The 14,224-nt window shown below is 36.3% G+C and carries 13 protein-coding genes; 5 read left to right on the top strand and 8 right to left on the bottom strand.

The annotated features are described in order from the left end of the window. Window positions 1-4 precede the first annotated feature (4 nt). The 3 genes from P8625_RS08570 to P8625_RS08580 all read right to left on the bottom strand — a co-directional run bounded on the left by P8625_RS08570 (window position 5) and on the right by P8625_RS08580 (window position 2,559). Window positions 5-619: a bifunctional nuclease family protein gene (locus P8625_RS08570; protein WP_279650055.1), complete on the bottom strand. Its 615-nt coding sequence runs from the start codon at window positions 617-619 to the stop codon at window positions 5-7. Between the two features lie 144 nt (window positions 620-763). Then, on the bottom strand, window positions 764-1,717 hold the full coding sequence (locus tag P8625_RS08575) for an electron transfer flavoprotein subunit alpha/FixB family protein (protein ID WP_279650056.1): 954 nt from the start codon (window positions 1,715-1,717) through the stop codon (window positions 764-766). A gap of 101 nt (window positions 1,718-1,818) precedes the next feature. Continuing rightward, entirely contained in the window at window positions 1,819-2,559 is a 741-nt protein-coding gene (locus P8625_RS08580; protein WP_279650057.1) for an electron transfer flavoprotein subunit beta/FixA family protein, read from the bottom strand. 212 nt (window positions 2,560-2,771) lie between these two features. On the opposite strand from P8625_RS08580, the gene P8625_RS08585 reads away from it, so the two are divergent. The 5 genes from P8625_RS08585 (at window position 2,772) to P8625_RS08605 (ending at window position 9,509) form a co-directional block, all read left to right on the top strand. Continuing rightward, complete coding sequence (locus tag P8625_RS08585) at window positions 2,772-3,752, top strand: pyruvate dehydrogenase complex E1 component subunit beta (protein WP_279650058.1); 981 nt, start codon at window positions 2,772-2,774, stop codon at window positions 3,750-3,752. 76 nt (window positions 3,753-3,828) lie between these two features. Further along, entirely contained in the window at window positions 3,829-4,197 is a 369-nt protein-coding gene (locus tag P8625_RS08590) for a carboxypeptidase-like regulatory domain-containing protein (protein WP_279650059.1), read from the top strand. A 41-nt stretch (window positions 4,198-4,238) separates the two neighbouring features. Then, entirely contained in the window at window positions 4,239-6,356 is a 2,118-nt protein-coding gene (locus P8625_RS08595; protein WP_279650060.1) for a DUF5686 family protein, read from the top strand. 101 nt (window positions 6,357-6,457) lie between these two features. Further along, window positions 6,458-6,985: an inorganic diphosphatase gene (locus tag P8625_RS08600; RefSeq protein ID WP_279650061.1), complete on the top strand. Its 528-nt coding sequence runs from the start codon at window positions 6,458-6,460 to the stop codon at window positions 6,983-6,985. Window positions 6,986-7,097: 112 nt separating this feature from the next. Continuing rightward, window positions 7,098-9,509, top strand: a complete 2,412-nt coding sequence (locus P8625_RS08605) for a sodium-translocating pyrophosphatase (protein ID WP_279650062.1) — start codon at window positions 7,098-7,100, stop codon at window positions 9,507-9,509. Between the two features lie 56 nt (window positions 9,510-9,565). Here the strand turns inward: P8625_RS08605 and P8625_RS08610 are convergent, their stop codons facing one another. Genes P8625_RS08610 through P8625_RS08630 form a run of 5 tightly spaced genes read right to left on the bottom strand, consistent with a single transcriptional unit; the run spans window position 9,566 to window position 14,171 of the window. Further along, window positions 9,566-10,411 (bottom strand): 5-oxoprolinase subunit C family protein, encoded by an 846-nt coding sequence (locus P8625_RS08610; RefSeq protein WP_279650063.1) that lies wholly within the window; start codon window positions 10,409-10,411, stop codon window positions 9,566-9,568. After that, window positions 10,404-11,123, bottom strand: a complete 720-nt coding sequence (gene pxpB / locus P8625_RS08615) for a 5-oxoprolinase subunit PxpB (RefSeq protein ID WP_279650064.1) — start codon at window positions 11,121-11,123, stop codon at window positions 10,404-10,406. Before pxpB ends, P8625_RS08610 begins: the two co-directional genes overlap by 8 nt. After that, window positions 11,116-11,856: a 5-oxoprolinase subunit PxpA gene (gene pxpA, locus P8625_RS08620; protein ID WP_279650065.1), complete on the bottom strand. Its 741-nt coding sequence runs from the start codon at window positions 11,854-11,856 to the stop codon at window positions 11,116-11,118. The genes pxpB and pxpA overlap by 8 nt, the downstream gene beginning before the upstream one ends. Then, window positions 11,846-13,072: an Nramp family divalent metal transporter gene (locus tag P8625_RS08625; protein WP_279650066.1), complete on the bottom strand. Its 1,227-nt coding sequence runs from the start codon at window positions 13,070-13,072 to the stop codon at window positions 11,846-11,848. Before P8625_RS08625 ends, pxpA begins: the two co-directional genes overlap by 11 nt. Beyond that, window positions 13,065-14,171 (bottom strand): DUF2891 domain-containing protein, encoded by a 1,107-nt coding sequence (locus P8625_RS08630; protein WP_279650067.1) that lies wholly within the window; start codon window positions 14,169-14,171, stop codon window positions 13,065-13,067. The genes P8625_RS08625 and P8625_RS08630 overlap by 8 nt, the downstream gene beginning before the upstream one ends. Window positions 14,172-14,224: the final 53 nt, after the last annotated feature.

Raw genomic sequence — 14,224 nt, forward strand, 5'->3', positions numbered from 1 at the left:
TGAATTAAGAACGTTTGCTGATTTCATCACGAATTTTGGCTGCCAGTTCGTAGTTTTCATTAGCCACAGCATCGTTAAGTTGTTCGTGTAACTCTTTGAGTGATAAATGCGAGTAATTTCCTTTCTCTTCTTTTTCTTCCTCCATAGAAAACTCGATTTCATCTTCTTCTAAACCTAAGTCTTCTTCTATTTCTAACTCTTCATCCATTTTTAGATAAATACCTGCTTTATCTAAAATGTTTTCATAGGTAAAAATAGGTGCTTCAAAACGAACTGCCAGTGCTATGGCATCTGAGGTTCGTGTATCAATAACTTCTTCGACCCCTTCTCGTTCGCAAATTAAGCTTGAAAAGAATACTCCATCAACCAATTTGTGAATAATCACTTGCTTAACAACAATAGAAAATCTGTCTGAAAATGTTTTAAACAAATCGTGTGTAAGTGGTCTTGGTGGTCGAATTTCTTTTTCTAAAGCGATGGCTATGGATTGCGCTTCAAACGCTCCAATAATTATAGGAAGTGTTCTCGTTCCTCCTATTTCACTTAACACCAAAGCATAAGCCCCACTTTGTGTTTGGCTATATGAAATTCCCTTTATCGTTAGTTTAATCAAACTCATGTACTAGTATCATAAAATACGAAAACTGTCTAAATTGTAGGCCTTTTGCTTTCAAATTTTAGACAGCCTTCTTAAGTGGGCACAATTTACTAAAAATTATGAGTTGTACTCTAATTTCTAGAAAAAGAAAAAATTGTTCCTATTTTATGCTTGTTTAAAAGCTTTTAGTTTGTCTATCAATTGTGGTACTACTTCAAAAGCATCACCAACAATACCATAATCTGCAGCCTTGAAGAAAGGTGCTTCTGGATCGGTATTGATTACCACCTTTACTTTTGAGGCGTTAATTCCTGCTAAATGTTGAATAGCACCTGAAATACCTATCGCAATGTATAAGTTTGCCGCCACTGGTTTTCCTGTTTGACCAACGTGCTCGCTATGAGGACGCCATCCTAAATCAGATACTGGTTTTGAACAAGCAGTCGCTGCTCCTAAAACCTCTGCCAATTCTTCTATCATTCCCCAATTCTCAGGTCCTTTTAATCCTCTTCCAGCAGATACTACGATATCGGCATCGGCAATAGTTACTTTACCTTGCGCTTTGTTAATCTCTACCGATGTTACTCCTAATTCAGGTAAGGTAGCATCAAAGCTTTCCGTAGTTCCACTTACAGCGTTTTCATGTGCTCCGTAAGAGTTCTTAGCAACGCCTATTACTTTTTTCTCTGTTGAAATTTCAGTATTATTAAATCCTTTGTTTGAGAATGCTTTTCTTTTAACAACAAAAGGATTGGTACTGCTTGGTAAGGCTACTGCATTGGATGCATACCCAGCATCTAATGCTACCGCCACCAATGGCGCTACGGTTAATCCGTCAACACTAGAATCGATAATAACAGTAGAGGCTCCCTTTGCTTCTGCTACTTGTTTAATAATCGAAGCATAAGCCTTGGCGTTAAACGATGTTAATTCATTTTTTACTTCTACAACTGTTTCTGCTCCGTACGTATATAGCTGGGATGCATCACCACCGTTAATAGTTAATACTACAAGGTCGCTTCCTAACTCTTCTGCTACTTTTTTTCCGTATGAAACAACCTCAAAAGCTGTTTTTTTGAATTTTCCTTCCGATGAATCGGCAAAAACTAATACAGACATATTTTTTTATTTTTTTAGTCGTTAGTGATTTATTTTGATTATTCATCACCAACAAATATTTTTATTCTTTCTTTTAAACGCTATTAAAATTGTTTAACTAATTAAATAACTTTCGCTTCGTTGTGTAATAAATCGATTAAATCATCAACATTATCTACCAACTTAACCGCTCCTTTAGCCGCTGGTTTTTCAAAGTTTTGAGTTACAGTAGCTGCAGCTGCACCCACGGGTTCAACTACATTTAATGGCTTTTTACGCGCCATCATAATACCTCTCATATTAGGAATACGTAAATCTTTTTCTTCTACAATTCCCTTTTGCCCTGCAATAACCATTGGTAATGTTGAAGACACCTTTTCTTCTCCTCCATCAATTTCTCTAAGTAGCGTAACATTTGTTCCTTCTACCTCAACACCTACACATCCATTTACAAAGTTAAAATCTAGCAGAGAAGCTAACATCCCTGGAACCATTTGCCCGTTATAATCAGCAGACTCTTTTCCTGCCAATACTAAATCGTATCCTCCGTTTTTAACAACCTCAGTCAATTCTTTGGCAACCATCAATCCATCAGTAGGCTCTGCATTTACACGTATCGCATCGTCTGCACCAATAGCTAAAGCTTTACGCAATGTTGGCTCGGTAGAAGCTCCTCCTACATTCACTACGGTTACACTTGCACCTTGTTTTTCTTTAAACCACATAGCACGAGTTAAACTAAACTCATCGTATGGATTTATAACATATTGAACACCGTTAGTATCAAACTTTGTGTCGTTATCGGTAAAGTTGATTTTTGAAGTAGTATCAGGTACATGACTGATACAAACTAATATTTTCATATATCGTTGTTTTAAAGAAACTTAATTTTGTGCGACGAAGTTAAGGATTTTTTTAATTTACTATGCGTGCATAATAAATTTTTTCCTCAACGTTAGTCAGCCTCAAAATTAAGATATTATTGCCACATAATCATTTGTTTATTTTAATACTGTAATATTACCCCTATTTTTATTATTTTTGCACTTTTGATAAACAACTACTTATAAAACGTATGAAAACAGTACAATTCAGAGAAGCCGTTTGCGAAGCAATGAGTGAAGAAATGCGTAGGGATGAAAGCATTTATTTAATTGGTGAAGAAGTTGCTGAGTACAATGGTGCATATAAAGCCAGTAAAGGAATGTTAGATGAGTTTGGTGCCAAACGTGTTATTGATGCTCCTATTGCTGAATTAGGTTTTGGTGGTATCGCTGTAGGATCGGCTATGAATGGTAATCGTCCTATTGTTGAGTATATGACTTTCAATTTTTCTTTAGTAGGAATTGATCAAATTATTAACAATGCTGCCAAAATTCGTCAAATGAGTGGCGGACAATTCAACTGCCCTATTGTTTTTCGAGGTCCCACTGCTTCTGCTGGTCAATTAGCAGCAACCCACTCACAAGCTTTTGAAAGTTGGTATGCAAATTGCCCTGGGTTAAAAGTAATCGTTCCTTCAAATCCGTACGATGCCAAAGGTTTATTAAAAGCAGCCATTCGCGATGATGACCCAGTAATTTTTATGGAGTCAGAACAAATGTATGGCGACAAGATGGAAATTCCTGAAGGAGAATACATTATTCCTATTGGAGTTGCCGACATTAAAAGAGAAGGTAGCGATGTAACTGTGGTATCTTTTGGTAAAATTATTAAAGAAGCATACAAGGCTGCTGATGAATTGGCAAAGGAAGGAATCTCTATAGAAATTATTGATTTACGTACGGTTCGCCCAATGGATCATCAAGCTATTTTAACCTCTGTTAAGAAAACCAATAGATTGGTAATTTTAGAAGAAGCATGGCCTTTTGGAAGTGTGTCTTCAGAAATAACGTTCAGAGTACAAGACGAAGCATTCGACTACTTAGATGCTCCTATTAAAAGAATTACAACTGCCGATACTCCTGCACCCTATTCTCCTGTTTTATTAGAAGAATGGTTACCAAATGCAAGCGATGTTGTAGCTGCTGTAAAAGAGGTATTATACCGTACATAATTAAAGAAAATAGAATTTTGCAAATAAATTAGAATCCTTTTGGCTTATGTCAAAAGGATTTTGTAGTAAATAAATAATGAAATATTCTATAAGTCTACTATTACTATTTGTTGCCAGCACCTTAAGTGCTCAACTAACAATACAAGGTAAAGTAGTTGACGAATTTAACAACCCAATGCCCTTTGTTAATGTAGTTTTAAAAAATACTAGGTATGGTACAACTACAGATGATAACGGTAAGTTTTTTTTAAAAACAAAAAAAAACAGAGGCAAACTCGAAATCTCTTTTATTGGTTTTCAAACCAAAACTATTAAGGTTACTCAAAAAACACCTTACTTAAAAATTACTTTAAAAGAAACAAGCAACCAATTAGAAGAAGTGGTTATTGTAACCAAGCCTAAAAAGCGACTAAAGAAAAAGAAAACCCAGCATACCGTATTTTAAAAGAAATTTGGAAACGCAAAAGAAAAAACGGACTTGATTTAGTGAATCATTACCAATACAAAAAAAACACAACTATTGAAATTGGTCTTAACAACTTAGATACCTTATTTTTAAAACAACTATTTAAAGACGAATACCATCAAGCAATTCAAGAAATAAAGTACGATAGTGACGGTATAAACTACTATGTACCCATATACTTAAATGAGCAAGTTGCCAATGTATATGGTGATACTAAAAACGATCGTGTAAGAGAAGATATTGAAGCCGAAAAATCTGAAGGTTTAAATGCTCAGGGATTTATTTTTGATAGAATGTCTAACACTTTTCAAAATGTTGATGTTTTTAAAAACAACATCAATCTACTTCAAAAACCATTCATCAGTCCTTTATCTACCGACGGTTTTGCTACTTATGACTATCTTTTGTACGACAGTATTGTTGACAACAACAAAAAATTATACAACATTTACTTTTTTCCAAGAAGAGAAGGCGATTTTGCCTTTGAAGGGAACGTTTGGGTAGCCGATAAAAATTTTTCTATCAAAAAATTAAAAATGAAAGTCCACAAAAGCATCAACCTGAACTTTGTAAGAGGACTTACTTTTGAAAAAGAATTTGAAGTACGAAACGATAGTATTTACATTCCTACCAAAAATGCTTATGAAGCAGATTTTACATTTTTAGACAAAAATGAAAGTAACAGAGGATTAACAATTAAAAAGAATATTACTTACACAAAATACATCTTAAACAAGCCACAGCCCGAAGACTTCTACAAACAAACCATTGAAAAAATAAGACCCGACCAATATAAAAGAGAAGCTTCTTATTGGGATGCTGTTCAAAGTGAAGAAAATAAAAGCACTTACAAGTTAATTGAAAACGTAAAAGAAAAAAAGCAAATAAAAAACCTAACTGGTTTAATTAATGCAGTCGCAAGCGGATATGTAAACACTAATCTTGGTGTTCAAATAGGACCTTTATGGACTTCTTTTGCGACCAACAAAATAGAAGGATTTAGAACAAAACTAGGGTTTAGAACCTTTCGCACCAAAGATGATCGCTTTCGCTTAAGTGGGCATGTTGCTTATGGTTTTAGAGACCAACAATTAAAATATGGTGCAGAAGCACAGTACCTTTTATCTTACAAGCCTAGAATTGCCGTTGGTCTAGCTTATCAAAATGATATTGAGCAGCTAGGAAGCACCTTGCTCAACACAACACAACTCTTAGGAAGAAGTTTCGGAAATACAGCCCTATTTTCAAGAGGAGATAACTTCTTCCTTTCCGATGTTGAAAAAATCGCCACAAACTTCGATTACCAAATTCAGCAAAATTTACATGTAGGAGTCAATTTCTCTCACTCAAAAATAGCCTCTGCTTCTGAAGCATATTTTTCTATGAGTTATATAGATGAAAACGGAAAAATTCAATCGAGAGTAACCGACTTTGCATCAGACATTTACCTTACCTTCACACCAGGTAGATTTGTATACGGATTGGGTGTAGAAAGACGCTTCGGAAAAAACGTTTTCCCTACTTTCATCGTAAACTACCGCAAAGGTTTTAAAGGACCTTTTAACGGAACGCATAGCTATGACAAAATTCAATTTAAGTATAGCCAACCTATTTTACTCAGTAAATTCGGAATTTTAGATGCGAGTATCGAAGCAGGTAAAACATTTGGTACGGTCCCTGTAGCGCTGCTAAGCCCTGTTCCTGCCAACCAAACCTTTTCATTAGTTAAAAACACCTTTGCACTCTTAAATTACTACGATTTTGTTACTGATGAATACCTAGCTGGGCATTTTGAACATCATTTTAACGGATTTATTCTCAACAAAATTCCATTATTAAAAAAATTAAAACTACGAAGTTTAGTAACCTTTAGAGCCGCTTACGGAAATATCTCTCAAGAAAACAGAGCCATAAACGATGGTTTATCAAACAGCGAAGGCGTATACAATATTAATTACAACGCTCCTAAAAAAATGTATTACGAATACAGCGTTGGGTTAGAAAATATCGGATACGGTAATTTGCGTTTTTTAAGAATTGACGCCATTTGGCGCAGTGATTACACTCCTCCTCAAGGCTCATTAGTTGCCCCAACACCCAAATTTGCAATCCGTATAGGTATTAAACCTGACTTATAATCATATATTTACCTATAAATAACCTTTGTTTTTCTTTTAAAAAGCTAATAAATCACTACTTTTGCAAACCGATTTAAAAAACGAAGAAAAGTTAAGAATATATGACCGCAAAAGAAAGAAAGACAGTAGATGTTTTAATTGAAATACCTAAAGGAAGTAGAAACAAGTACGAGTATGATTTTGATTTAGGAAAAATTCGTTTTGATAGAATGTTATTCTCATCGATGATGTATCCTGGAGACTACGGATTTATACCTAAAACGTTAGCATTAGACGGAGACCCGTTAGATGTGTTGGTTTTAGGAGCTGAGCCCACCTTCCCAATGTGTGTTATGGAAGTAAAACCTATTGGTGTTTTCCACATGGCAGATGAAAAAGGACCAGACGAGAAAATTGTTTGTGTACCTGTATCTGACCCAATTTGGAACAAATGCAACGACTTGTCTGACTTAAATCCACATCGTAAAGAGGAAATCACACATTTTTTCCAAGTTTATAAAGATTTAGAAAAGAAAAAAGTTGACGTTGGCGATTGGGGTGATGCTAACGAAGCGTATGATATTTTACAAAAATGCTTAGATCGTTACGAAGAAAGTGACCATAAAACAAAAGGAGATTTTGTAATCTAAATAATTTATAAAGTAAAAGTAAAATCCTCTTAGTTTTCGCTAAGAGGATTTTTGTTTCTAATTGATTTTGTTATACTTTTACAAGCACGAAAATTAATCAATTAATTCAAATATGGAACAAAATATAATGTATATACCAGTTATTTTAGCACTGGTAGGGCTTATTTTTATGTATGTAAAAATGGTCTGGGTTAAAAAACAAGATGCAGGAAGTGATAAAATGCAATCTATTTCAAAAAGTATAAAAGAAGGCGCTCTTGCTTTTTTAGCTGCCGAATATCGATTACTATTAATCTTTGTAATTATTGCCTCAATAGCTTTATTCGGAATCTCTCAATTAGTTGAAACCACTAGTATTATGATTGTTCCTGCGTTTATTATAGGAGCAATTTTTTCTGCTTTAGCCGGAAATATAGGTATGCGAATCGCTACCGATGCCAACTCAAGAACCGCAGAAGCTGCAAAAACAAGCTTACCACAAGCCTTAAAAGTATCTTTTGGCGGTGGAACCGTAATGGGCTTAGGAGTAGCAGGCTTAGCTGTTTTAGGTTTGAGTTTGTTTTTTCTATTGTTCGTCGCACAGTTTATGACCAATGATGGGAATTTTTACAACCAAATGACCGTGGTTTTAGAAGCATTAGCAGGTTTTTCTTTAGGAGCTGAGTCTATTGCTTTATTTGCCCGTGTTGGTGGAGGAATTTATACAAAAGCTGCCGATGTAGGTGCCGATTTAGTAGGTAAAGTAGAAGCAGGAATTCCAGAAGACGACCCTCGTAACCCAGCTACTATTGCTGATAATGTGGGAGATAATGTAGGGGATGTTGCTGGTATGGGTGCCGATTTATTTGGTTCGTATGTTGCTACCGTATTGGCTGCGATGGTATTAGGAAATTATGTAATTAGAGACATGTCTACCACCACTCAATTTACCGATGCTTTTAATGGAATGGGACCTATACTATTACCTTTAGTAATTGCGGGTGTGGGTATCATTGCCTCTATTATTGGTACTTTTTTAGTAGGTATTAAAGACAATACTGCAAAAGAAGCTCAAGTACAAAAAGCATTAGACACTGGTAACTGGGCATCTATACTTATTACCTTAGTGGCAAGTTATTTTTTAATTGACTGGATGCTTCCTGAAACTATGCAAATGAGTTTCTTTGGAGAAGGAATTAAAGATGTTTCTTCTATCAACGTGTTTTGGTCTGCTTGTATTGGTTTGGCTGTAGGAGCTTTGATTTCTATGGTAACTTCTTACTACACTAGTTTAGGAAAAAAACCAGTATTAGAAATCGTAAAAAACAGTGCTACAGGAGCAGGAACTAACATTATTGCTGGTTTAGCTGTAGGTATGAAATCTACGTTTTTATCTGTTATATTATTTGCGGCAGCGATCTATGGCTCGTATTACTTTGCAGGATTTTACGGAGTTGCCTTAGCAGCATCAGCTATGATGGCAACTACTGCGATGCAGTTAGCGATTGATGCATTCGGACCTATTGCTGATAATGCAGGTGGGGTTGCCGAAATGAGTGAATTGGAAGATCATGTACGTGAGCGTACCGATATTTTAGATTCTGTAGGAAATACTACCGCAGCGGTAGGTAAAGGTTTTGCAATTGCTTCTGCTGCTTTAACAGCTTTAGCGTTATTTGCTGCCTATGTTACTTTTACAGGTATCGACGGAATTAATATTTTTAAAGCAGATGTATTAGCGATGCTGTTTGTGGGAGGAATGATTCCAGTAATATTTTCTGCCTTGGCAATGCAATCTGTAGGAAAAGCAGCGATGGAAATGGTACACGAAGTACGCCGTCAGTTTAGAGAAATTCCAGGAATTATGGAAGGAACAGGAACTCCTGAATATGCAAAATGTGTAGATATTTCTACGCAAGCTGCTTTAAAAGAAATGATTTTACCAGGATTAATTACCATTATTACACCAATTATTATCGGATTGTTATTTGGTGCAGAGCCTTTAGGTGGATATATGGCAGGTGTTTGTGTATCAGGTGTTATGTGGGCCATTTTCCAAAACAATGCTGGTGGTGCATGGGACAACGCTAAAAAATCATTCGAAGCAGGTGTTGAAATCAACGGAGAAATGACCTACAAAGGTTCAGATGCACACAAAGCGGCTGTTACGGGTGATACCGTTGGTGATCCTTTTAAAGATACTTCTGGACCATCGATGAACATCTTAATTAAATTAACTTGCTTGGTAGGTTTGGTAATCGCTCCTATTTTGGGTGGACATACTGCTGAAATACACAAAGAAGCAGAAAGTGCTCAGGTAGTAATTGAAGGTCACCAAACAGACGCTTCTTCTAACACTGAATTTGTTGAAAAAACTTCCGAAGTGAACATTCAAAAAAATGAAGACGGAACAGCGAAAGCTATCATTAAAACCATCACTATTGAAAACGGTAAAAAAGTTAGTAAAGAAGAAGTTTTTGAAGGCACTTTAGAAGAAGTACAAAATAAAATTAAAGAGTACGAAAGTAATCAGAAAAAAGAATAACTCTTCTTTGAATAAAACAAAAGCCCGATAGTAATACAACTATCGGGTTTCTTTTTTTACTGTACTAAAAACCTCAACCTGTCTCCCGTGGTTTTTTGAGCAAGGATATTGATAGCATTTTCAGAGAGTTGTAGAACACGCGGATAGCCTCCCGTAACCTGACAATCTCTCATTAACACGATTAGTTTTCCAGAGGGTGTTAGCTGTACGGTGCCGGGCAATACTCCGGAAGTTAACATTGAGTCAAAAGTATTCGGAATGGTTTCATTCAATTGATAGCCCATACGACTATTATCAGATGAAATCGTAAATACCGTGTCTTGTAGCAACAAGATTTGTTCGTGAGAAAGCAACCCAAATTCTGGTCCTTTAAAACAGGATATTTTTTCTGAAGAAAAATGCGGTTGCTTTACTTTTACTACAGCCAAACTTTGGTGCAGTTGCTTCTCTAAACTTCCGATAGGTAAAATCATTCCCCTTTTTAACGTAAAATGAGGCGTGATTCCTTTGTAAAAGCTTCGGCTATTTAAAAATCGTTCGGTTTGTATGCCTCCTGAAACCCCTATATAAGTACGTACCCCGTAGTTTCTTTTACCAAAAGACAATACCATTCCTTTCATTACCTTTTGTACCGAATTTAACTTGATGGGTACCTCATTCAGTTTCGGCGAAAAATCAGCTCCTGTAATACACAAAAATGTATCGCATAGAAATTCCAGTATACACCCCCCAAAAGTAACTTCGATTACCGCAGCATCTTCATGATTTTGCAATAACTGATTCGCAAGGTTTGCAGCAAAAGCATCCATAGCTCCTGAAACAGGAACACCTATTTTTCGGTAGCCTTTCCTGCCGCTATCTTGTACAGTGCTATAAATTCCCGGAGTTCGAACGTTAATCATGCAACAAGGTTTTGGTTACTTCGTAAGCTCCTTTCTGTGCCATAATACTTGCATATTCAGAAAGTCCAATCGGTACAAATTGTATTTTGTCTCCCGATTTAGCAAAACAGGGTGCTTCCTTGCTTATATCGAACAAAGAAATGGGTGTGCTGCCTATAATATTCCATCCGCCTGCACTTTGTTGCGGATAAATTCCCGTTTGACTCCCTCCAATGGCTACCGCCCCTTTAGATACAGCCAATCTGGGTGTTGCTTTTCTGGGGAAGTGCAATCCTTTTTCTAAACCTCCTAAATACAGAAACCCAGGTAAAAAACCAATAAAATATACATGGTAAATAGCATTGCTGTGTTTTTGGATAACTTCTTCTGGTGTTAGCTGTAATCCTTTGGCTAGTTCTTCTAAATCTACTCCAAACTTTATATCATAGCATACAGGAATCTTCCATAAGAAATTTTCAACATCTACAGAAGTAGTCCTTCGTTTATACAATGTTTTGAGTGAGGCAATTTCTGCTGCATCAGGTGCTTTTTTATAGATAAGCAACAGCGAATTGTAGCCTATAACGCTGTCTTCAATCACTTCTGATTTCTCTGATTGCACCAACTGTTCAAATTGAGTAATGTCTTTTATAATTGCTTCTGAAATCAGAGCTTCCCACGCTATTAAAATAGTGCGTTCTCCAAAAAGCGTATATGTAGGTTTTTTAAGCAATTTGAATGTTATTTTCTTTTAGTTTCGCATGAATATAGGCAACTAACGCGACTGCATTTTTGGTATCGCCGTGCACACAAATTGTATCGGCTATAATTTTTCGGGTTCCTGCAATCGTTGTTACCTTTTGGTGCAGAATAATATTTTTTATGTGTATAAAAACTGCTTCTTTATCGGTAATCAATGCGTTTTCTTTACTTCTCGACACCAAGCTTAAATCGTCATTATAATTTCTATCGGCAAAGGCTTCGTATACTATTTGTAGGTTCTTTTTTACGGCTTCTTCAGCAATTACTGAATTATAAGGAACGTATAAAAATACGTTTGAACACGTATTTTGAATAGCTCTGATAACCAATTGTGCCATCTTCTTGTCTTTAGCTATTACATTATACAACGCACCGTGTGGTTTGACATGATGGAGTTTTACCCCTTGTAAATCGGCTCTTTCTTTTAGTAACCGAATCTGCTCCTCGATGCTTTCTTGCAACGCTTCCGAAGAAATAGGTAGTACTGCTCTTCCTAAGTTTTTGCGATCTGGAAAAGAAGGGTGCGCTCCTATTTTTACTTGGTGCTTTTTGGCTAGATGAATTACATTGTCGATCGTAGCCACACTTCCTGCATGCGCCCCACAGGCTATATTGCAAGAGGATATATAAGGTAGTAGTAAGTGTTCATTTCCAACGCCTTCACCCACATCACAGTTAATATCTATGCTATAGTTAGAATACATTGAATACGCTTAAAATAGTTTTGAGTCCTAACAGTATGCTAATAGTTAGAATGAATAAGCCTGCAAAATTTTGCCATTTGGTATTGCTATAGTTGCCTAAAATCGACTTCTTATTCATAATCCATAATAAAATTCCTGCTACTATAGGTAATAACATTCCGTTGGCTACCTGTGCAAACTTGATAATCTCAATGGGTTTAATTCCAATGGAAGAAAACACCACGCCAATGCCTAAAATTACCATCCAAACGGTTCTAAAACGTTTGGATTGTAGTCCCTCTTTCCAGCCCAAACATCCTTTGGCTACGTAGGCGGCGGCTAAAGGTGCTGTGATTGCCGACGTGATTCCTGCGGCAAACAATCCTAGTGCCATAAAATACTTGGCAAAACTTCCATACAGAGGTTCCAATCCTTTGGCTAAATCGGCAGCATTATGAATTTCAGAAGAGGGCATTGCCGCTGCTGAAATAATGATGGCTATTGAAACCATTCCTCCAAGGACAATAGAAATAACGGTGTCTTTTTTAGCGAGCGATAAATCGTCTGTGGTTTTCCATTTTTCTTTTACCAAAGAGGCATGTAAAAACAAATTGTAGGGTACTACGGTGGTTCCTATGAGTCCGATAACGGTTAACAAACTTTTTTCTGGAAACTTCGGAATAAACATTCCTTTTAAAACTTCTGTAAGATTTGGTTTGGTAACCATTGCAGTAATTATAAACGAAATACTCATCAATAACACCAGAGCGACCAAGGCTTTTTCTAAAAACTTGTAGTTTCCCATATACAGCAGTACAAATGCTATACTGCCAACCACAAAACTCATCATATTTACAGCAAAACTCCCGACCTCGATAGTCCATTTTCCAAAAACAGTTTCTAGCCCTAAAATTCCACCACTAATATTACCTGCTTCATACGAGGCATTTCCAATAACAATCGCCGAAAGTATTAAAATAGTGATGAATTGTTTAGAGAAAGGCGATGGTATTTCTTCTCGTATGACTTGCGACAGTCCTTTTTGAGAAACAATGCCCAACCGAGCTGCCATTTCTTGTAATACGATAGTTGCTAGGATCGATAGTACCATAGCCCACAACAGATTCATGCCAAAATTTACCCCTGCTAATGTACATAAGGTTACGGTTCCTGGTCCTATAAAAGCCGCTGCTACTAAAGTACCTGGGCCTATATTTTTAAACCAGTTTTTAATCATTTTTAGTGGCGTTTAACGCATAAATTGCAAAACTACCTAGCCAATGTCCGCCCTCATAACTGTCTCCCACTAAATTTGGCAAGGAATAATTGATGTGTTCGTTGGCTATATTTTTTACATGCTTTAATTCTGGCATGCCCTCTACAATTTTATAAAGTGCCCACGCTCTTGAAAAGTTTACGCCATCTAAATGCACTAGTTTACCATCTTTTCTGTCCGACACTTCTCCTACAGGTAAGGTAAAATCTTTATTTTTTAACTGCGGAAGAAAATCGACAAACCACAATCTAAATTCTGCTGGTGACATAATGCGTTTCATAATCGCCGCTTCTTGTAAACAGGGTGATAAGAAATCGTATCCGCTAGGCTCCCAAGACAACGGACAGTGCGCATCTTTTAAATAAAAATCTCTGGCTCTCTTTCTTATGAGGTCTTTGAATTTGTCGTTGCCTACCGTATTGGCATAATCCCACGCAAAGGTTAATCCGAATGCGGTATTGGTATGCTCTCCTACTCTGATAGGATATGTTAATTTTGGCAAAAATGCTACATATTTACTTACAATTAAATCGGTTAATGGTTGTAAGTTTTTTTCTAATTCTTCAGCTACAGGGTCGTCCCACGTATGTAGCTCTTCTGCTAGTTTTAACAACCAAGCCCATCCGTAGGTTCGCTCGTAACTTTTATTATGCTTTCCGTGGAAGTATTCAACTTCTTTTTCAATATTTTCTTTTGAAATGTTTGCTAGCAATTGCTGCTTAATTTTTTCGGCATTATTCAAATCAGGAAACTGTTTTAGCAACGAAACCAAACTCCAATGCCCGTGCACCGAAGAATGCCAATCGAAACATCCATAAAAGGCTGGGTGTAATTCTTTGGGTGATTGTAAGTCTTCATCGCCACCAATTACCTGATTTAATTTGTTAGGATACTCAACATTAATACAATTTACGGGTAAAAAGGCCAATTTATTAGCCTGTGCTAAATTTAGTTCTGGAGCGGCTACTTCTTTTATTTCTTTTGTTTGCTTGTTTTTAGTATCAACTTTTTTGCATGCCGCAACAAAACAAATTAATATTACTAGTACTATTTTTCTCATATCTCAAAAAAACTTAATTTTTATAAAAGTAACAAAAGAAAACAGGAATGTTC

Source organism: Tenacibaculum tangerinum (genome assembly GCF_029853675.1).
GTDB classification, from domain to species: Bacteria; Bacteroidota; Bacteroidia; order Flavobacteriales; family Flavobacteriaceae; genus Polaribacter; species Polaribacter tangerinum_A.